The organism is Delftia sp. WY8 (assembly GCF_018437695.1).
Lineage (GTDB): Bacteria > Pseudomonadota > Gammaproteobacteria > Burkholderiales > Burkholderiaceae_C > Comamonas > Comamonas tsuruhatensis.
Window position 1 is genome coordinate 2,240,601 of sequence record NZ_CP049795.1, and the last position, 19,492, is coordinate 2,260,092.

Sequence of the window (19,492 nt, forward strand, 5' to 3'; positions counted from 1 at the left end):
TTTCCGCCTGCGCCGCCAGCGGCATTCAAGCTACCGCCACCGCCGCCGCCTAAGCCGCCTGATCCACCATTAAACCCCGTGCCAGCACCACCGCCTCCCGCGAAAATACCGCCATTCCCGCCATTGACGCCAATTCCGCCGCGACCGCCACCGCCTGCCTCTCCATCGGGATATGTCTGGTTTCCGCCTCGCCCGACAGGCAGCAATATGCGACCTCCTGCATATCCGGAGCTGCCATTCCGATTAAGCAAAGCAGTTCCGCCATCAACCCCAGCGTTCTGCCCCCCAGTTCCAGCACCACCGCCGCCGCCTGTGGCTGTGCTAGCGTATCCAACGCCATAGATCCCGACTGCACCACCGCCAGAGCCAGCAGTGTTTCCAGACGCACCACCCGTGATATTTATCTCACCGCCAAACGCTCCGCCTCCGGCTGTTGAGCTGCCGCCATCGGCCTGCATATATAGATCGGGGAACACGATAAACGTATTGCCGCCAGATGCGCCATTCGTTGCACCGCCCGCTCCAATCGTGATATTTGCCACAGCACCGCGCGTAAGCCTCCAAAGTCTGTTGGCAAAACCTCCGGCACATCCGCCTCGACCGCTATTTGTGCCGGCAGCCCCTCCTCCAATAGCAGTTAAAAGATACAGTCCATCCGATGGGCATGTGAAAGTGCTAGACGTGAGAATCAGCTTTTGCTCGTAGAAACCACCTGCAGACGCTCCGAAGAGCTCAGAAATTGGTCCGCTCATATCCATCCTCCTGCGGTAGCGTCATATTTGATATCCAGCCCAAAAGCTGGCTTGTCGATGTAGCGATCAGCGGCGGCCTGCCCGCGAAATGGGACTGATCCGAAATTGATCACCTGGGAATAGCTGACAGGCGCAGCAAGTCGAATGCCAATCGTTGCGCCAGTAGTCAGACCGCTTGTGGGCAGCGTCAGAGTGACGTTTGCGGCATTGATGATGTAGATCACGCCAGCCACAGCCGTGGTGTTTTCTGTGATCACCTGCTGCGCCATGCCACTGCTGCCCTGGGCGGCCACGCCGATGACCCAGTCAGCCTTCGCAGTCGCCCCCCGGTACGAGTCCACTGCGATCACCATAGCTCCAGTGGTCGGGTTGTAGCTCTGCACAGGACCGCTCATCTGGATAGTGGGGTCGCTTGAACTTGTGGCCACAACGTACATGCCCACGACGAACGAGCGGTTGGCCTCGATCGTGAAGCTCTTTGCGCCAGCGCCAGGCGTCACGCTCGTCGTGCTGCTGCCCTTGATCTGCTGGGTTGCAAAGACAGCGGCCTGATCCCTGTAGCCCTGCGACGCATCGCGCGCAGCAACAGACGCATCTCGCGCGGACTCAGATGCGATCCGGGCTGTATTGGCATTGCCAGCCTGAGTCGTGGCAATGCCGGCCTGGGTAGATGCGGTGCTCGCACTTCCAGCCGCGGCGCCAGCAGATCCAGAGGCAGCCGATGCCGATCCAGCTGCAGCTGAGGCGCTGCCAGAAGCTTCGCCCGCTTTTGTCGTGGCTGTACCCGCCGCCGTTTGGGCCTGATCTCGAAATCCGCCCGCTGCATTCGCACGCTCATTCGCGGCGACCGCGTTCTGGTAGACCTTCGCATTCTCAGCGTTGATCTGCTGCACCATGGTCACCTGAGCGGCGACCGTGGCAAATGCCTTCGTGTTGAATTCCGCAGGCGTATCGGTTGGAGCCGGCGCAGGCGGCAATTCAGTGATGGGTGATGGATTGACGGGATCCGTCATGTCAGGCCCTCCAGTTCAAGTTCAGAGTCCGCATAGTCGTAATAGGACAGGATGATTTCGAAGTTTTTGTAGAAGCCATAGATCACCGTGGACTCGAATCGATTGGAGCCAATCCAGAGGCATGGAGTGGCGCGAACCGATGCGCAGAAGTCGTTGAAGGAATCAACCTCGGACGACTGCAAAAGCAACTGGAAGGACGCGCGCTTGGCATACGCGCGCTCAACGAGCACAACGTCCCCGAACTCGGTGCGTTCTTTCCGTGAATAGTCCTGAATCCCAACGCGTGCGCCGGACTTCACGCCCAAGGCAAAAACACGGCGCTGCCCCATCAGGATCACGCCCACGGCCAGAGCGGCCGTGCCAGCGATATCGATGAGGATGTCGGCCATCGGGAAACTCGGCAGGTCCTGCAGCAGCGCCTGCGTGGGGGCCAGACGCTCGCCGAAATACCACTCCCACCAACCTGTAGCCACAGGAACTGCGGCCATCGAAGTGGTCTTGTCGTAGACCGTGCCATACGTCGGATCGATCAGACGTACGCGGATGCTTGTGGCGCCCGCGACGTTGAGCAGGCCGAGCGACGTGATCGCCTGGCTGGGCTTGATCCGGTATGTGATGGAGTTGGCCTGCTTGACCTGGCTGCTGACCGATTTGTCGAATGGCTTCCAGCGGTTGGTCGGCCCGACCTCCAGCCACTTTGGCTCATCGGGCGGCGTCGCGGGGTTGTTCCCCGTGTTGCCGTCCGCCGCGCTCTCGTAGACCTTGTGCTGAGCAGCGAGGATCACCCGCTGGCCCTTCGCATATGTCGTGCCGGCCGCCCACTCTGGATAGTCCGTCTCGGGCACGTTGGTGGACACCAGCATGGCTGGAGTCACGGCCAACGGCGCCACAACGGTGAGCGATGAAAAGCTCATGCAATTGCCTCCTCTCTCGTATGCGGCAGTCCATCGCCGTCCCAGCGCTGCAGCAGCCGTGCGATCTGCGCATTGAGGCGCACAATCTCGCCGGCCTGCTGCCTGCGCTCCTCTCGGTTTTGCACGGCCTCAGCCCGTAACGCGCGGACCTCGGCGGCCAGATCCCCGCCGCCCCCTCCACCGCCCGCCCAAGGGTTGAACGCCTTGGGCACGATGGCCTCGCCCTGATGGACCATGGCCAGCGTGTCGCGCGGGACGAAGTTCGTGCCGATGTCATAGGACGGCAGGCCGCTGTTCTTGAACCACTTCTCCCAGTCGCTCTCGTACAAGCCGGACAAGTCCGCCAAGTCTTTGGGACTGAGGTTGTTGTCCTTGATCCACTGATTCAGGCCAGCAGCATCACCCGTGCCATCGAACTTGTGATACCCACCTGCGAGCTTGTCGAGCTCAGCCACGCGCCCGGGGTCTGTGATCGGCTCGTACCAAGTCCCGCCAGAGCCATCAGTGCGGGGGCGCACATAGTCAGGATCCGTGGGCGTTGGCGTGCTGCCTGGCGAGGTGCCCGGCCCCAGTACCGCGCCGCCGCCCGGCTTTTGGCCAGGCTTGCCAGAGGCCTCTGGGAACATCAGCTTCTTGAGCGCTTCAATCGCCTTCTCAACGCTCAGCGTGGCATCAATCTGCTTGTCGTTGCCTTCGAGCAGATCGCGCCAGTAGCCGAGCGTCTTGTCCAGGCGCTCCAATTGCTCCTGCGCGTTCTTCAGCAGCCGCTCCTCCTGGCTCAACTGGACATCGCCCTGCTCTGCCAGGTCAGCGAGCTGGCCCGCCAGCACAAGCGCGTCGCGGTCCTTTTCAAACTGCGTGGCATAGGCGCGGGAGTTGATGCCGCTGCGGGCTGCGCTGATAGCGTCACTCAGATCACTGTATTCAGTGATCTTTCTGCCAGCGCGCACGCCCTCCAAGGCCTCTTCTATGTAGACCATTCCCCGCGCTGCGAGCATTTGCTGGGTGGATTCCACGGTGCCATACAGCTCGCGCGCATTGGATTTGAGCGTGGCCAGCACAGCAGACATGCTGCTGATGGCCGATTGCGCAGCAGAGGCGATGGCGCCCCAGTAGTCCTGCTCGCGCTGCACGGCGGCTTCAAAGTTCGCCATGGCAGCGTCCTTGGCCTTTTGCCGCGCATCGGCCAGCGCTTTCGCCGCTTCGTCCGCTGCCGTCTTTGCCGCATCAGCCGCCGTCTCCGCAGCTTTCTGGGCATAGTCCGCCGCCACGCCAAACATCTGGGCAAATGCCAAAAGCTTTGCGGCAAGCTCCGTGTTGCCGGACGCCAAAGCGTCTTCGATCAACTTGCGGAACTTCTTCTTGGCCTCTTCGCCGCCCGCTGGGTCGATGTCCACCCCCAGAGCCTTGAGGCCCTCCCGCACCTGACGCTGCAGGATGCCCGCCCTCTCCTCTTCCGAGTAGAAGCTGGAATAGAAGGCATTGACGTTGTTGGACAGTGCCTCGATGCCGCCCGAGAACTTCAGCAGTTCGGTCTGGGCCTTTGCGGTCAGATTGGCGAAGCCCACCAGGGTGTCAGCCCATCCACGGAATGCCGCATCGATCATTGCGATGGTGCGCAATGCTTCGTTGAGACCTTCGATGGTGATGTTCTCGCCCAGCGCGTCGAACTCCTCGCGCATCCAGCCCGGAATGTCCGCCTTCTTGAGCTGGTCGATGACCGCCCCGCCCATGTCCGCCATGTACTGCGCCCAGGCCTTCTTTGTATCTGCATCCAGGTCCCGATTCTTGTACTTGGTCAGCACTTCGCCGGTGGCTTTGTCCAGGATCTGGAAAAAGCCCATGGCACCTTCATCGCTGTACGCAGGGTTGAGCGAGAACCCACCGGCGATGTCGATTTCCTTGGCTGTGCCGTTCGAGAACTTGGCCAGCGCGTTATACAAGTCCAACATCGATTTGATGGAGTCACCCACCTGTTTGTCGATGTCGCTATTGGCGCGTTTGGTGAAGTCTCCCCAGGTGTTGCCCCAGGCATCGGTCCCCAGCGCCTGGCGCGCGGCCGTGTCCCGATCCGTGGTGGCAGTGGACGCCACGCCGCCCGAGTGGTTTGCACCCCGCGAGCCGAATGCCTTGTCCAGCAAGCCCCCGATCCAGTTGCCGATAAAGGCACCGATGGGGCCGCCGAACCACTGCCCCACAGCAGTTCCGATACCCGCCCCCCACTTGCCGTCCGCAATCTTCAAAATTGCGCTCACGTAGCTGAACGCGGCGCCGGCCTTGTTGACGATGCCGGAATACTTCGTCAGCGTGTCGCCGAAGTCGATCAGCGAACTGCCGACTTTCTCAAGGCCCAGGTTGTAGAGCTTGCCGCCGGCGTTGTTGACCAGGTTGCCCAGGCCCAGGCCGAAGTCCTTCATCATCGATGAAGTGCCCAGCCGGTACATGGTGGAGACGTTGCCCAACCCCATGCCAGATCCGCCGCCCGAGCTGCCGCTGGGTCCCATGCCCAGCATGGACAGCACCGTGGAGGCGATGTCCCCGGCGATAGGCGCCACGATGGCCTGGATCACCGGCCGCAGGACCAGGGAGCGGAACAGGCCCTCGATGTACTCGGCGCCGTTCTTGCCGCCCGCCATCAGCGCATCGCTGAGCGACTGGCTGGCCTGGTCAAAGGCCTTGTTCCATTCGTCGTTGTAGGCCTTGGTCTGGGCACTGGCCACGCGCTGATAGGAAACCACGCGCGCCCGGTCGATCAGCTCATCCTTTTGCGATGTGGTCGCATCCAGTCGCTCTATCTCGGCAATCTTGCGTTTGAGTTCCAGCTCGGCATCGTATTGGGCCAAGGCCACTGCACGCGCCTGATTGCTCATGCCAATGAGGCCCGCCTCCAGCTGCAGACGCTCGAAGTCCTCTTTCGCCGACTTCTCGTAAGCGTCCATGGCCTGGCGCGCCGATTCCAGGGCCTTGGAGCGCTTGAGGTAGTCCTCCGTGACCTGCTTTTCAATGTCCAACTGCTGCTGGTAGAGCGCGACGTTTTCCTTGGCCTGCGCCTTGTCCTTTTCCTGCTGCTTCCAGACCGCAATGCGCCCGCGCAGGTCGGCTTCATGCGCGGCCGACAGCTTGATCTTTCCTTCCTTCAGATCGGCATTGAGCTTGATCTCAGCCTTTTGGGCGTCGTTGAGCTTGCCGGACTGGGTGACTTCCGCTTTGTTGGCGTCAATCTTGGCTTGGATCGAGGCCGCAAGCTCGGCATAGGCAGACTGCTCTTTCTTGGCGCCGTCGCCGCGCGTCTTGCTCAGCGACTTGATCTTTTCGTTGATGCCGTTGATCCGGGTCTGCAGCTCATCCGCTTCCTTGGAATCGCCGCGCCCCTCATCGCGCAAGCGCTGCTGCTGCGTCTGCAGCCTGCCGAGCGTCTTGTTCAGATCCTCAACGGCATCCTTTTTCCCCTTGAAAGCCTTGGTGGTGTCCAGCAGTTCGGACAGCTCCTGGTCGGCCGCGGACTTCGCACCTGTCGTGCCCCAGCCACCTGAGGCGCCGCCCGTGTTGTCGCCCCAGCTACCTGTCGTTCCGCCAGTGAAGGCAGGCTTGGGAGTGTTGTCGCCGACGATGGCCCTGTAGACCATGCCATTGAGACCGCCCTTGAACGATTGCTCCATCCAGTCAGGCAACCGGGCCCGGTTCAACCAGCCCACCAGTTCCGCAAAGCGGTTCACCAGCCCAGCGACCAGATCATTGGCAGCCGTCAGCGTGCCCGCGTTGGCGACGTTCGCCATGGCCTGGTCCCAGGCATCGCCAAAGTTCTTGGTGGCGGTCTGCAGCGGCGTCAGGCTGTTGTCCGCAAGGTCCTTGAGCCGAACGCCCAAGGCATCGAGCACCACGCCCTGAGCGCCGGCTTTGTCGCCGGCCTCCACCATGGCTTCAATGGCCACCAGCTGGGACACGGTGAGGAAATTGAAGGCCTCATCCAGGACACGCGCTCCCTTGGCAGGCTCTTCCATCGCCTTTGCCAATTCCTTTGCGGCGCTGGCGGCATCCTGGCCCGTGGCCGTTGCAAAGTCTGCCGACAGCAATGCGATCTTCTGCAGCGCCTCGCCGCCCAGGGTTCGCACCTGCACCAGGTCCGCGATGATGGCCGAGGCCATGCTCTTGCTGATCCCCGGCAGCTCAATCATCTCCTTCTTGAGCTGCTTGATGGCATCGGAGTTCAGGAAGCCCGCGCGCCCTGTGGCCTCCAACTGCGCCATCAGCGTCATGTTGGTGCGCAGCGTGCTCTCCGAGTACGCCATGGCTGCGCCAAAGCCCACCACTGCAGCCGCTACAACGGTGTAAGGATTGACCAGGCCCAGCAGGGTGCTTCCCAATGCCTTGCCGGCCGCAGCAAAGCCGCCGAACATGTCACGCATCTGCAGACCCTGCTGGAGGGCGACAGTCATGACCGGCATACCGCCCTGCAGGCTGACTACGATGTCACTGATCTGGGCCGGCACACCGCGCATTGCGGCCGAGGTCGCCCGCGCAGACATGCCCACCGTCTTAAACGATTCCTCAGCCTGCTTTTCAAACAGGCGCATCTGTTGCAGGTACGGACCCAGCGCTGCCATGTCAGCGCCACGCTGCTTGGCAATGGTCTCGTAATAGGCGGCAGTGCCCTTGCCACCGGCCAGCATGGCGGCCATCTCACGCTCCAAGGAGCTGATGATGTTGCGCGTGCTGCGATCAATGCTGCTCGCAGCCGTCTGGCTGCTCTTGCCCATGCCGTCGAAAGCCGCACCAGCCTTGGCGCCCGCTTGGGCGGCCTCATCGCCCACGGCTTTGACATCCTGCTTGATCTCCGACAGGCCGACCTTGGTGTTGTTGCGTACACCAAACTCAAGATTTGATTTGCGCGTGGTGTCTGTCATGCGTACCGTCCAGGCAATAAAAAAGCCCCGCGGCACTGCCGAGGGGCTAAATAGGAATTCCGCTTGTATGCGGATGGCTGGTGAGGCGTCTACTTGTCCTGACTGATCACCCTCAGCAACTCAATGATCTTTTTTCGCTGCTCTTCTTCCACGGAAGCCTGCCGGACACGAAAAACAACGTATGGAATGATGCAGGAAGCACAGGCCATTGCCGCAAGAGCAGCCTCTTGCGGAGCACCCTTGACGCCAATGGTCCCCAACATAAAAAAGACACCAAAAACAGCGCCTGCGTAAACGACATACTTCACATTTTTCTCCTAAATTCCGCGCGGGTATCTGGGCTTAGCGTCGGCAGCAGGTTCCCGAGGCAGTCGCAATGGATGCCGGCCCGTACGATGTCGCCTTTCGGAAGTCCTGACCTTCAATGGTGATCTTGACAGTGACACTGGCGTTTCCCATACCGCGCTGAGCAGACACGTACAGTGCATCTCCATCTTCAACCCAGATCGGCGTCGAAAATTTCCCTCCAACAGTGCGAGTCTGCTGCACACCTCTGGGAGTACGGTAGGTGACGACTGCCTCATCCTGGGGCTGTGTGGGTGAAGTGCTTGGTGCACCAATGACACTTCGGCCCACCTCGACCTCATAGCTCCCTGTCTTTGTGACAGGGCCATCGTCGCCACCTCCGCAACCTGCTATCGAAATAGCCAGCATCGTGGCCAGAAGCGCCCTTTTTCCGAATCCCATAATTTCCCCTTGATTGAGACCGTTGATTCTATTGGAGACAAATAATGGAATGGAGTTAGGGCGCACCCCGACCAATAGAGAGTTTCATCAGCAAGTGAGAACTTGATTGCCGCAGAAAACTATCCGCGCAACATGCTCTTGATGTGGGCCGCCAGCTTCTTGGCCTGCTCTCCATCCTCGGGCCGCACGATCTCGGGCGATGGACAGGCATCGCTTTTGGACAGCCGGTATTGCTCCAGGTAGGCAGCCGACAGGCTGCGCAGCAGCTGCAGCTCATGCGGGCGAAATGGGCACCGCGTGGCCTGCTGCCAGGCGGCTATCTCCGGCCAGGAGATGGGCGCCAGGTCCATCCCCGCATAGGAGACCGGCCCCACTTCCATCAGCGCCGCGATGAAGTGATAACCGTCCTCCAGCTCGGGCAAAGGCAGGTCTGCGTCATCGCCCATGCGCTGTGCCCTGCTTTGGCGTGGGGCGTCATCGCTGGAGCCCTTAGGCGGATCGACGGGCGCCTGCAGCCAGGCCAGCTGCTTTACGTAGCCTCGGAGCTGGATGCCGAGGTCGCGCCAAAGTTTCCCAGGCTGTCGGACTCCTCGATGATCTGCACGGCCCAGTGCGGATTGCGCTTGAGCGCGGCGCGCAGTTGGTCGGCGCTGTAGGGCTGGCGGACGCCCTCCCAGCCAGCGACACGCACCACGGCGCCCTCGATGTTCTGGGCCTCCATCTCGTCGATGGTCTTGGCCTTGGGAGCCTTGCCCCGGCGTTGAGCCGCGCGCTGCTCGTTGAGGAATTTTTCCGCAACGCCGGAGTTCCAGGCGACCACCTCGGGCGCGAACGTGCCGCGCACGATGAGGGTGATGCCGGTGGACGAGCCGTCCGGGTTGCGCAGCACAAACTTGTGGCCTGCCTCGCAGGCGCTCACCAGATCGAATGCGGTGATGTCCACGAGTTCGGCTGCAGCGACGGCGGCGGATGTGGCCACGGCCACGGCTTGGGTGATGGACTTGGTCATGGGGATCTTTCAGCGGAGGAGATGGAAATGCCCGCGCCCGACTGCCCGCCTCCGCTTAGAGACGAAACAGCCGGGCCGGTGCTGGGGTAGCCCGAGGGCCGAAGGAGAAAGGGTCAGGGGCCGGCAGGCGCGGGCACTTCGATGATGCCGACGCCATCCTTGGAGGTAGTCAGCTCCAGGCCGACGCTGGCCGAGTACATGCTGTCCACGCTTTCAGTGGACTTGGACCAACTGGTCACAAGGCCCGTGAAGTAGTCGATGGAGCCATCCTGGTACTTCACTTCGAAGGCATACGCAGCATCGGAGTTGAGTGCGGCCTTGACGATGATCTGTCCCGGGTCTGCGGCGTCCACAGCGAGCTGAATAGTCTTCTGCCCCTCGTTGAACGAGCCCTTGTACTTGCGGGTGCCGCGCGTGTCGATGGGGTTGTGGTTGACCACCTGGTAGGTGCGGCCGTGGCTACCGCCGTTGGTGATCTCTCCAATCTTGGAGAAGGTCAAAGCCGCATAGCCATCCTTGTCGTAGGTGGCGGGCAGTGCTGCAGAAATGCCGATCTTGGTCCCGGCAACGGTTTGTGCGCCCATGGCGTTTTCCTTTCGGACGTAAAAAAGCCCGCTGCTGCGGGCCGGGGTTGAGAAAGCGTCGGGCGCTATCGGCGCGCCCAGATTGAAAAGCTCTGCTGCATGCCGAAGATCACGACATCGCTGCCGCCGTCATCGAACATGTCCAGAGGTTCATCCAGCGGCGTGCACTGGATGGCATCGGAGGCCGTCAAGGCATCCTCGATCTGGCGGATCAGCGCCGTGGCCTTCATGGGCGTTTCATCCCAGACCGTGATGCTGACGCGACCATTGCGCAGATTGCCTGTTGGCCGCTTGTCGAGGTTGCGCACCGCGCGGCCGCCAACGCGCTGCCAGATCACATAGGGCATCTTGGTTCCCCATGGGACGACAACCGGCAAAGACCTCGGACACAGCGCCGTCAGGATGGCCACAAGGGCGGGTTCATAGCTCATGTCACTTCACCTGGTCATAGCGCTTTTGCAGCTCCAGATTCGCAGCCTCAATGGCTTTGGACATGGAGTCTTCAGCGCGAGCGACAAAGAAATATCCAAGCCGGTGGACGGGACCCCCAGGCCGAGGCTCGTAGTACGCATCTTTCTCGGCCTGCGTGGCGCGGCGCCTCGGCCGGGGCTTACCCTGCGCCTCGGGCCGCACCCGCGTGACCCACTTGCCACCCTTGGCGATGGTCACTGCGTAGCGCTGCACCCATCCCCGCTCCAGCAGATGCCCGTGAGGCGCCTTCCTGGCGTTCCAGCTGACGTGGTACTGCGCCTGCACGCCATCAATGGAGTGCTCAGGAGAAAACGCCTGATAGACCGCACGGCCCAGGTTGCCGGTCACGCTGCCTATGGAGCTGACGTTGACCTTGACCGCCTCGTAGAGCACCTGCGCGCCGGCCTGCGCAGCGGGGCGCACGGCCTGGTCGGCAGCTTCGCCCAGCGCATCCAGGAAATCATCCAGGGCCGCAGTGTCAGCACGGATGGTGAAAGAGTTGGTTCCATTCGCCATTGCCGCACCTCACTGGATGAGCTTGCAGACGAGGTCCATGTATTCACGGGTCGGCCCGGGAAGCACTGCCTCGATGCTGTAGATGGACAACCCGAACAGCACGCGCATGCCGGCGTCCAGGCCGGCGCGGCGGCGGATGCGGATGCTCGCGCGGACGATGGACACCTCTGCGTCTGCCTTGATCGTGCCCAGGCCAGACTTGTGCAGCACGTTGGCTGCGATGCGGCCCGTGGAGATGTTCTCCCAGCCTTCAGGCAGCGGAGTGCCCCAGTCATCCGCGCCGCCTGTCTTGCGTTGGATGTGGATGCGGTCCTTGAGAGTGCCGGCCTGCATGTCACACCCCCAGGCCGACCCGATGCGGGTACAGCAGCGAATGCGCGCCCATCGGCAGCTTGTTGGCAGCCGTGGAAACAACATCCTCGCGGTTTGCGTACAGGTGCCCCAGGATGAGCAGGATGGCGGCCCGCACGGCGGGGTTGATCACCATGGGCATCGCCTCCTCTGGCTCGTCAGCAGCATCCAGGTCGGCCTGGGTGGCGTAGACGTTCCGGTTCAGGAAGTCGCTGGCCGCCGTCTCGGCCGCGCCGATGTAGAGCTCGATCAGGGCGTCCTCATCATCGACATCGACGCGCAGGTGCAGCTTTGCCGTCGGCAGGTCGATGAGGCTCACTTTTTGCCTCGCGCCGGCTTCCGGGCGGCTGCAGGCACCTGGTCAGCAGCGCCAGCGTCTGCCGCCTTGGGCTGCTCGGCCTCGGCGGACTGCTGCACGTCGGCGGGCTGCTCCTGGGCAACCGATTCGGACACTTGGTCAGCAGCGCCAGCGTCGATCAGCTGCCGGCCTCGGCTGCTGTCCATGCGAGCGACCATGCCGGCACGCGGGTCCGGCTTTTTGAACTTGATGAGCATGGCTCTCTCCTGGTGGAGATGGGCAGGCCCGCCGAAGCGGGCCCAGCCATCAGGTGATGTTGCCGAAGTCGCCGTAGATGAAGGCTTCGGGGCGATACACGGCCAGGGCCAGACGCTCCTCGGCCAGGACGGTGACCAGGTTCTTCACGAAGTCGTCTTCGTTCTCCGTGGCCACCTCGACACGCGCCTGCCAGCGGTCGAACAGCTGCGCGCCCAGCTTGAAGGCGCCGGCCAGGAACTTGTCGACGGTGATGGCCTGGGTCGTGACCACCGGGCGGTTCCACAGCGAGGCGCCGATGATGCCCTGCGGGTTGCCGATGATGTAGCGGCCCGTGGTGTCCTTCAGCAGCTCTATGCGCGCCCAGTCGATGGGGTTCATCACCACGCCCGTAGACGGAAACTCGGCCAGCTCAGCCTGCAGGAACGCCAGGCGGATGTTGTCGATGTTCGTCTCGGTGCCGGCCGGGTCGAAGGGGGCAACGAATGCCGTGGCCTGCGGGATGATGCCCAGCAGGTTCTGGCCAGTGCCGTCGCCGTTGAGCAACTGCTGCTCTTCCTTGAAGGCCAGGCCGTAGCGCAGGCGGCCGTCGATCAGGCTAGCCAGCTGCGAGGCATCGCTCAGGATCTGGCGCGAGGCCTTCATGTAGTGCGCGACCACCTTGGCGGTCGTGCTCACCAGGTCGAACTTCATGCTGGACTCAGGCTTCTTGGCGCCCTCGGCCACCATGCCGGCATTGTTGGTGAAGCCCGTTTCCTTCACGTACTCCAGCGCGTTGCCGTCCATGTTGCCGGGGGTGATCAGGTCGCGCACGGTCATGCGGCGCTGCGGCAGGGCCTGCACGCCTGCCAGACGGGTGGTCTGCACCAGATCGCCAGCGGCACCGTCGGTGTCGGTGGTCACGCTGGTGATGGCCGCCTTGATGGTCATGTCAGCGCGGCCGCGCGGAGTGGTCTCGCCCAGGAAGGACTTGACCTTTTCGTTGTTTACGAACTGCTGGCCCAGCGACTGGTGCTGCACGTCGCCGCCAGCGCCGTTGGCCTCCAGCTTCGCGAGCAGCTGCTGCGCGCCCTGCAGGTTGGCCTGCAGTTCACCTTGCTTCATGAGCAGTTCGTCCACCTTTTCTTTGTTGGCAGTGGACATCTGCACACCCTTGGCAGCTTCAGCCAAGGCTTTCTCGCCGGCTTCTTTCACCTGGCTGCTGATCTTGTCCAAAGCAGCCTTGATTTCGGTGGGGCTGAAATTTTGGGTTTCACCCAGAAATGCCGCCCCGCCCAGGGCCAAGGCCACGTCTGGGTGCGCAAGCAGGAAGGCGTGCGTATGAGCCGCGACATCAAAGCCCATGGCCTGGGCGCTGATGGAGATCGCGCACAACGCGATCACGGCGAGAGAGAGGTACTTGCGTTGCATGGTGTTTGCCTTTCAAAGATTGGGTCAGGTCAAGGAGAAATCACGGAGTGCAGAGAGCACTTGTGCACCAGCATCACTGCCGGCGCGTTCGGTGGGATCGCCCGCACCGCTGCCAGCGGGATCACCCACGCTGGACTTGAAATCGCTGATGAGGCGCATGGCCTCGCTCTTGGGCATACCGCTGTTGCGCAATGCAGCCTCCAGACGGCGCACCGCCGAGGCGCTGGCGTTGCCGCCGCCCTTGCCCACCTGGTCGGAGGCCAGCAGCTCGTCTGCGAAGCCCTGCTCCACGGCCGCCGCGCCACCGATCCAGGACTCGGAGTCCATGAGCTTGGCAATGGCCTTGGCCTCCAGGCCCGTGCGGGACGCGTAGATGTCGCCCATGGCGGCATCGAATGGCTCCAGCCAGGCAGCCAGCTCGCGCAGGTCGTTGCGGTTGCCCATGGCGACGACCCAAGCGTTGTGGATCATCAGGAAGCCGGCGCGGGCAATCTGCACCGTGTCACCGGCCATCGCAATCACCGATCCCGCCGATGCGGCCAGCCCCAGGACTTTGACGTTCACCTCGCCCTCGTGCTCGCGCAGGAGGTTGTAGATGGCCAGGCCCTCGAACATGTCACCACCAGGGCTGTTGATGTTGACGGTCACCGGGCCTTTGCCCAGGCTGCGCAGTGCGCCAGCAACGCGCTTGGCTGTGACGCCCTCGCCCGTCCAGGGGTCGTAGCCGATGGCGTCGTAGATGCTGATTGAGCGCTCTTCGTCGCGATCAGCTGCACGCACCTCGGGACTCCAGCGCCCCAGAGCGCGCGGGAGGATTTCGCTGCGCAGGCTAGCGCTCGGCCGACCCATCGGGGCCACCGGCAAGTTCTTCATGCTCATGGTTCAGCCTTTCTGCGGCTCTTCGTTGAAGCCCAGGAACGCGCGGAACGCGGCCCGGGCCTGGTTTGCTTGGTCTGCGCCGCCTTCCTGGCCCAGGGCGTCAAGGGTCGTCATGGCCGACTGGACCGTCAGCACAGCGGCGTTGCCGCCCATCGGCTCCCGGTCTTCCAGTTCGCGCACTTCGTCCCGCGTCAGGATCCCGTTGTTAACCATCGCGGCATAGAACGCGGCGCGGCCTGCGCTGTCGGCTCGCAAGAGGCCCTCCACGGCGAACTTGGGATAGAAACGCATGCGCTCGGCCGGCGTCATCAAGTCCTTGCTGATGGACTGCTCGATGCGGCGAAGCCATGGCCCGAGGGTGAACGTCAGGAAGCCGATCATTTGCTGCTCGATGCCTGTCCCCCAACTGGTGGACTTCTCGGTGTGTCCGACCATCCACGGCGGGACACGGAACCAGCGACAGATAGACTCCACCGAGAAGGCCCGCGACTCCAGGAGCTGTGCATCAACTGGGTTGATGCCGACGGTCCCGACATCCGTTCCACCCTCCAGCACCGGGGCCTCGCCGCGCTCCACCGAACCCTGAATCTCGGCCTTGAACATCCGCCGTTGATCAGGCTTCAGGAATGCAGCCACCTTGTAGTAGACCGTCGGCAGCATCCCATTGCGGAACGTCTTGGCGGCCGAACGCTCGGCGGCCATCGCGGACCCGAACACCTTGGCGCCGTATGCGATCACCGAGACGCCTGTTTCGCCATCGAGCGTGAAGCCTGGCACGTTCCAGATCCGCGATGCCGGGATCTCCCGGGGCGTGCCGTCGGCTCGCGGGTACTGGTAGATCTTTCGGCCATTGATGTCGCGGGTGATGACCAGCTTGTTCGGGTCCAGGAAGGCCAGGCCCACCAGCTGCGTGCCGATATAGAGCTTTTCCGCTCGCCCGTTCCCGCGCAACAGCATCGAGGCCACCAGTGCCTCCCAGAACACCGATGCGGTCGAGTCCGCGTTCGGTTGGTCGTGGATGATGAAGTGCAGCGGGTGGTGACTTGCCAGACGCTTGCCCGCCGAGGTCTTTTCATGGATCGACAGTGGCAGCGTGGCAATGGTCTCGGAGATGAGGCGCACGCAGCTCCAAACTGCATCCACCTGCATCACCGCCTTGGGAGTGACATCCACCCCCGCCTCGCTGTCCATTACGCGATCCGTGTACAGGTCCTTGTCGCGCAAGCTGAAGGAGCGCACCCAGCCGTCGATGGCCGCGCGCACGCGGCCGACAAGGCCTGTGTTCGTTCGATTTTTCATGCCTTGCCCGTCCGTATTGGGTCACTTAACCAGTCATCTATGCCGCCCATTGCCTCTGGATTCAGTGCCATCAACGTCACCGCATTCAGGGATGCCATGAGCGGATCGATCTTTGCGGAGCCGCTGGCTTGCTTCGTAATCAGCGAGGCATTGCCCTTGGGCTCAACCTTTGCATTGCCCACGCACCAGGCCATGAGCGGCTGCGCGGCGTGGGTGAGGCTCCCGTCTTCCAGGCCTCGCTCTGCAACGGCCATGGCGCCCGTCAGCTTCCACCCCTGTGAGATGCCGATGATGAGTTCCTCGGGGATCCCGGCGTCGATGAGTGCCTGGTACACCACCTTGTGCGTGCGCTCAGGGTCCAGGCCGATGCGAGCAAGCAGGCCGGAATCGTGGATCTGTTTGCAGATCGCGGCGACCTCCTCCAAGTCCTGCCCCGGGCGCTTCACGACTACCAGGTCGCCATCGCGCTCAAAGTCCCGGTACTTCGATTCCTCCGACTTTCGGCGCTCGATCCCGATGGGATGGATCCAGGCCTTGTTTCGGAGCACGCAGCGGTTTGTTCCCGTCAGGCGGCCCTCAATGGCGAGGCCCAGCAAGTCATCGAGGCCACCGCCGTCGATACCTATCGTGACTACCTCGCATTCCTCCTGGATGTACTCCAGCGTCACCTTCTTGTCGCCGTTGCGCTCCCAGAAGTCGGCGCCCGTCCATCGGCTCGCATGCAGGTTCATACCGATCTGGATGTTCAGATGCTTGGCAAGGAACTGCTGGAACGTGCCGTCCGTCTTGTGCCGATGCTTCTTGAGTTCATCCTCAAGCCATGATCGGCTCACCGACTTGCCAAGGTTCGGGTTCGTCACATAGAAGTTTTCAGGATTCAGGTAAGCCTCTGACTTCACCATCGCCGCTGGGAACTCGTACAGAATGCCCAGCGTTTTCGGGTCATCGATCTTGCCGTCGCGCACCTCGCGCCAATATTCGAGCTTCTCCTTGAATACGCCCGCTGGCGGCTCGTCTGACTGCGTGGTTAGGTAGATCACCCAGCCCTCGTCGCGCGAAACTTGGCCGCCCAGCGCCTCCAGGAACATGGCCGCAGCATTCGAGCGCTTGCCGAACAGCCACAACTCATCGACCAAAACACGGCCGGACTTCTTCCCCGATACGGTCTCGGCGTCAGCCGCGACCACCTTCAGGCTGCTGCGGTTGACCCGGTGCGTGATGGTGCGGACGTGGTCCTGGATGTGGAACATCTCCAACAGTTCCGAATCGGCGCGCACCATGCCGGCAGCCGGCTTGAAACTGTTGTCCGCCACTTCTTTAGTCGGCGCGAGGATCAGGTGCTCCTCTTCATCGCGCCAGCACAGGATCAGGGCCGTGAGCATGATTCCGGCTGCGATTGTGGACTTCGTGTTCTTCTTGCTGATCAGCAGCCCGTACTCTCGGATTAGCTGCTCACCTGTATCAGCGTCGTAGCCACCGAAGATGGCCGCCACGAAGTCGAAAACCCAGGGCTCCGAGCACTCCCCGAAATTGGGACTGCGATACTCCTGCAGTTCCTCGTCCCATACTGTCTTCGGTAGGTCCACGACCCGCAGCTGCTTGAAGATGCCGAGCGCATGCTCTGCCTGCTCCGGGAAAATCGGCGCCGGAATGATGGAGCGGCCCTCTACCAGCCTGCTCTCCCAGTCTTTGCAAGATGTCGTCCACTCAGACATGGCGCGGCACCGGCTGGAAGCTGTGCAGTGCGGCCTTGGCGCTCAGATACGCCTGCTTCGCCAACTCCACATCATCAAAGTGACCGAGTACGTACTGCACTCCTTGGCGGTCTATTCGCGCCCGCCATTTGCCGGTCGCCTTGTGCCAACTGACGCCGGTATGCCCTGATCGGTTGCTCCGATAAACGGCCGTGTTTTGGTTGTTTTGACCACTGGTGCACTCTCTCAAGTTTGCAATCCTGTTGTCATCACGAATCCCGTTCCGATGGTCAATCTGATCCGATGGCCAGACACCAAACGTCATGAGCCACACCAGTCGATGAACGGGATAGCTCACGCAATGAATCTTGATGAACACGTAGCCAGAAGGATGCTTGCTACCAGCCAAGCTGCCGGCCTGCACATTCCGACGCGGACTCAGCACCCAACGCAAATCACCTGAAACCGGGTCGTAGTTGAGTAGCCGACGCGCCATTTCGGCGGTCAGTTCTTTCTTGGACATGAGCCCTCCTTAGGGCTCTACGCCCCTCACACTTTCTTGCCCCCTGCGGCCACCAACTTCGGCGGCGTGGCAGCCGAGAACCGGCTGGCAACCCTCTTGGCGGCAGCCGCCTGCTCTTCCTTCTTGCCGCCGTCGCCTTTCTTCGTGTGCGTGTACTGCACTGCGGCGATGGCGGCCCGGATCTGCCCCGCCGTGGCATCGACCCGCCCGAGGGCAATGTCCTGCAACAGGGTGAGCATGTCGCGCTCCGGGATCTCGACCGCTTTGGCCCGCGAGCGCTTCAGCGCGCCGCCCTGGGCCTGGGGCTCCATCGCCACCTCAACAGCCGAGCCATTTGCTGATTCCTTGGGTGCCGCCTTCTTGCGGCCAGCACCCGCGCGAGCGCCGCCAGAGTTGGCGCGCGGGCCGCCACTCTTGCCTTTGACGCCTGCCATTTGCTGATTCCTAAATCAAAAAGGGGGGAATTTTCTGCGCGTGCGGAACAGGGCGGTCTAGAGGGATGAGGCCTCCAAGGTTTGACCCACCCCCTCCCCCTTGGCTGCCCTCAACCCCATCGGCGATGCCCCTGGATCGCGTCAGACGGGATCAGGCTGCGTCCGCGCCGAGCCGGGATTGCTCCAGCGCCTGCAGCAGCTTCTGCACCTCCTGGACGCTCTGCTGACATTCGATGGTCGCGCCGTGCATCGTCACGATGTGCGACCGGATGCCATGCCACTGGCAGGAGGTCGAGGCCTCGCTCACGCGGACGATACCGTCAGGGCTGAGCAGGTGCCTGCGGCCATTGATGTCCGTGACTTCGATCATTGCTTGCGCTCCTGCTGTTGCCGCTCCTGCCGCAGTTGGCGAGTGCCCGCGCCCAACGCCCATGCGATCAGAAGGCCGATGCCCATCACCCAATGGCCAAACCAAACCGCGCCCATCACCAGGCCGATGCTCAGCACGTTGTCCACTGCGGAGGGGAGCGCATAGGCGCGCTCGGGAAAACGATCCGTCCTGCGCACGTTGAGCAGGTTGGACAGCACCAGCACGCCGACCACAAAGGCCAGCAGATTGCCGGCTCCTTCAACGCCATCACCCACCCAGGCCCACAGCAGCCCATACATGCCGGCGTACAGCGCCAGCTGCGTGATTGCGGCCCTCATGCTGCGCCACCATCCACCACAGTGCGCATGGCGGTCGAGCCTGCATCGGCTTGCCAGGCCTCGGAAGCGCCAATCGCGGCCAGGCGGTCAGCCAACGCCTCAGCATCGGCTGCCGCGTACTCCTGCGCCAGCACCCGCTCCACCTTGCCGACAGCCTCGTGAAGGATGAACTTCACGGCATGGCTCTTGGAGGCCGTGTAGGTCTCCAGCAGTTGGCACAGCACTTCCGCATGCTTCCTCGCCCTTGCATCGGCGTCTGCCTCGATGCGTCCAGCCAGGGTGCGCATGAAGACCGACCTCGCGTCCATTGCCAAATCCATGTCCTGCTCCTCAGTGGCGGGCCTCGGTGCCCTGGTGCGATGTGGTGACGGCCGGCGCGGCGTGGGAGCCGGGCTGGTACTGCGAGGCGGGCATCGCGTCAAGCTGGGTCTGCAGCAGCTTGCGCTTGATGTGCGTGCTCATCGGCAGGACCACCGCAGGGTTCGGGATGGCGCTGGGGCTGATGGTGCGGTTGATCTCGGTGACCGCCGAGAACACATGGCCGCACTCGAAGTTGCGGCACTGGAAGATGGTCTCGCGGCTGGTGTTGGTCAGCTGCAGGCTTGTCCGGGTGTATGCATGCTCTTGGCAGTGGGGGCACATCATTCGCATCGTCAGCACTCCTTGCGCTCGCGGCGCTCTGTGGGACACGTAGGGGCCGCGATATGCGGCACGACAACAGGGGTTGGGGT

23 protein-coding genes are annotated in these 19,492 nt (G+C 62.5%); all 23 read right to left on the bottom strand.

Annotation, left to right across the window (positions count from 1 at the left end):
- Positions 1–49: 49 nt before the first annotated feature.
- The gene (locus G4D77_RS10320) at positions 50–391 is read right to left on the bottom strand and encodes a hypothetical protein (protein ID WP_154835472.1); all 342 of its coding nucleotides are present in this window, start codon (positions 389–391) and stop codon (positions 50–52) included.
- 357 nt (positions 392–748) lie between these two features.
- The gene (locus G4D77_RS10325; protein WP_154835474.1) at positions 749–1,765 is read right to left on the bottom strand and encodes a hypothetical protein; all 1,017 of its coding nucleotides are present in this window, start codon (positions 1,763–1,765) and stop codon (positions 749–751) included.
- Positions 1,762–2,679, bottom strand: a complete 918-nt coding sequence (locus G4D77_RS10330; protein ID WP_154835476.1) for a carbohydrate-binding protein — start codon at positions 2,677–2,679, stop codon at positions 1,762–1,764. Before G4D77_RS10330 ends, G4D77_RS10325 begins: the two co-directional genes overlap by 4 nt.
- Positions 2,676–7,583 (bottom strand): phage tail length tape measure family protein, encoded by a 4,908-nt coding sequence (locus tag G4D77_RS10335; protein WP_154835478.1) that lies wholly within the window; start codon positions 7,581–7,583, stop codon positions 2,676–2,678. Before G4D77_RS10335 ends, G4D77_RS10330 begins: the two co-directional genes overlap by 4 nt.
- Positions 7,584–7,672: 89 nt before the next feature.
- Positions 7,673–7,891 (bottom strand): hypothetical protein, encoded by a 219-nt coding sequence (locus tag G4D77_RS10340; RefSeq protein ID WP_062794145.1) that lies wholly within the window; start codon positions 7,889–7,891, stop codon positions 7,673–7,675.
- A gap of 558 nt (positions 7,892–8,449) precedes the next feature.
- Positions 8,450–8,776, bottom strand: a complete 327-nt coding sequence (locus G4D77_RS10345; protein ID WP_154835480.1) for a hypothetical protein — start codon at positions 8,774–8,776, stop codon at positions 8,450–8,452.
- 83 nt (positions 8,777–8,859) lie between these two features.
- Positions 8,860–9,339: a hypothetical protein gene (locus G4D77_RS10350; protein WP_154835482.1), complete on the bottom strand. Its 480-nt coding sequence runs from the start codon at positions 9,337–9,339 to the stop codon at positions 8,860–8,862.
- A 113-nt stretch (positions 9,340–9,452) separates the two neighbouring features.
- Positions 9,453–9,923: a phage tail tube protein gene (locus tag G4D77_RS10355; RefSeq protein WP_154835484.1), complete on the bottom strand. Its 471-nt coding sequence runs from the start codon at positions 9,921–9,923 to the stop codon at positions 9,453–9,455.
- A gap of 65 nt (positions 9,924–9,988) precedes the next feature.
- Entirely contained in the window at positions 9,989–10,333 is a 345-nt protein-coding gene (gp17, locus tag G4D77_RS10360) for a tail completion protein gp17 (protein ID WP_193726167.1), read from the bottom strand.
- Positions 10,334–10,355: 22 nt separating this feature from the next.
- Entirely contained in the window at positions 10,356–10,910 is a 555-nt protein-coding gene (locus G4D77_RS10365; RefSeq protein WP_154835488.1) for an HK97 gp10 family phage protein, read from the bottom strand.
- A gap of 9 nt (positions 10,911–10,919) precedes the next feature.
- A complete protein-coding gene (locus G4D77_RS10370) occupies positions 10,920–11,243 on the bottom strand; it encodes a phage head closure protein (protein WP_154835490.1) in 324 nt (107 codons plus the stop codon).
- Between the two features lies 1 nt (position 11,244).
- Complete coding sequence (locus G4D77_RS10375) at positions 11,245–11,580, bottom strand: head-tail connector protein (RefSeq protein WP_154833963.1); 336 nt, start codon at positions 11,578–11,580, stop codon at positions 11,245–11,247.
- Positions 11,577–11,816, bottom strand: a complete 240-nt coding sequence (locus G4D77_RS10380) for a hypothetical protein (protein WP_154835492.1) — start codon at positions 11,814–11,816, stop codon at positions 11,577–11,579. Before G4D77_RS10380 ends, G4D77_RS10375 begins: the two co-directional genes overlap by 4 nt.
- A gap of 49 nt (positions 11,817–11,865) precedes the next feature.
- Positions 11,866–13,224, bottom strand: coding sequence for a phage major capsid protein (locus G4D77_RS10385; RefSeq protein ID WP_213757952.1), 1,359 nt, complete (start codon positions 13,222–13,224; stop codon positions 11,866–11,868).
- 24 nt (positions 13,225–13,248) lie between these two features.
- Positions 13,249–14,004 carry a head maturation protease, ClpP-related gene (locus G4D77_RS10390; protein WP_411527766.1) on the bottom strand — a complete coding sequence of 252 codons (756 nt, stop codon included), beginning with the start codon at positions 14,002–14,004 and terminating at the stop codon, positions 13,249–13,251.
- A gap of 102 nt (positions 14,005–14,106) precedes the next feature.
- Positions 14,107–15,402: a phage portal protein gene (locus G4D77_RS10395; protein ID WP_154835496.1), complete on the bottom strand. Its 1,296-nt coding sequence runs from the start codon at positions 15,400–15,402 to the stop codon at positions 14,107–14,109.
- Complete coding sequence (locus G4D77_RS10400) at positions 15,399–17,117, bottom strand: terminase large subunit (protein ID WP_154835498.1); 1,719 nt, start codon at positions 17,115–17,117, stop codon at positions 15,399–15,401. Before G4D77_RS10400 ends, G4D77_RS10395 begins: the two co-directional genes overlap by 4 nt.
- Positions 17,110–17,619: an HNH endonuclease gene (locus G4D77_RS10405; RefSeq protein ID WP_154835500.1), complete on the bottom strand. Its 510-nt coding sequence runs from the start codon at positions 17,617–17,619 to the stop codon at positions 17,110–17,112. Before G4D77_RS10405 ends, G4D77_RS10400 begins: the two co-directional genes overlap by 8 nt.
- A gap of 26 nt (positions 17,620–17,645) precedes the next feature.
- Entirely contained in the window at positions 17,646–18,053 is a 408-nt protein-coding gene (locus G4D77_RS10410; protein WP_154835502.1) for a hypothetical protein, read from the bottom strand.
- Between the two features lie 151 nt (positions 18,054–18,204).
- Entirely contained in the window at positions 18,205–18,423 is a 219-nt protein-coding gene (locus G4D77_RS10415) for a hypothetical protein (RefSeq protein ID WP_154835504.1), read from the bottom strand.
- A complete protein-coding gene (locus G4D77_RS10420) occupies positions 18,420–18,761 on the bottom strand; it encodes a hypothetical protein (protein WP_154835506.1) in 342 nt (113 codons plus the stop codon). Before G4D77_RS10420 ends, G4D77_RS10415 begins: the two co-directional genes overlap by 4 nt.
- Positions 18,758–19,081: a hypothetical protein gene (locus G4D77_RS10425; RefSeq protein WP_154835508.1), complete on the bottom strand. Its 324-nt coding sequence runs from the start codon at positions 19,079–19,081 to the stop codon at positions 18,758–18,760. Before G4D77_RS10425 ends, G4D77_RS10420 begins: the two co-directional genes overlap by 4 nt.
- 10 nt (positions 19,082–19,091) lie before the next feature.
- Positions 19,092–19,412 carry an Ogr/Delta-like zinc finger protein gene (locus G4D77_RS10430; RefSeq protein ID WP_154835510.1) on the bottom strand — a complete coding sequence of 107 codons (321 nt, stop codon included), beginning with the start codon at positions 19,410–19,412 and terminating at the stop codon, positions 19,092–19,094.
- Positions 19,413–19,492: the final 80 nt, after the last annotated feature.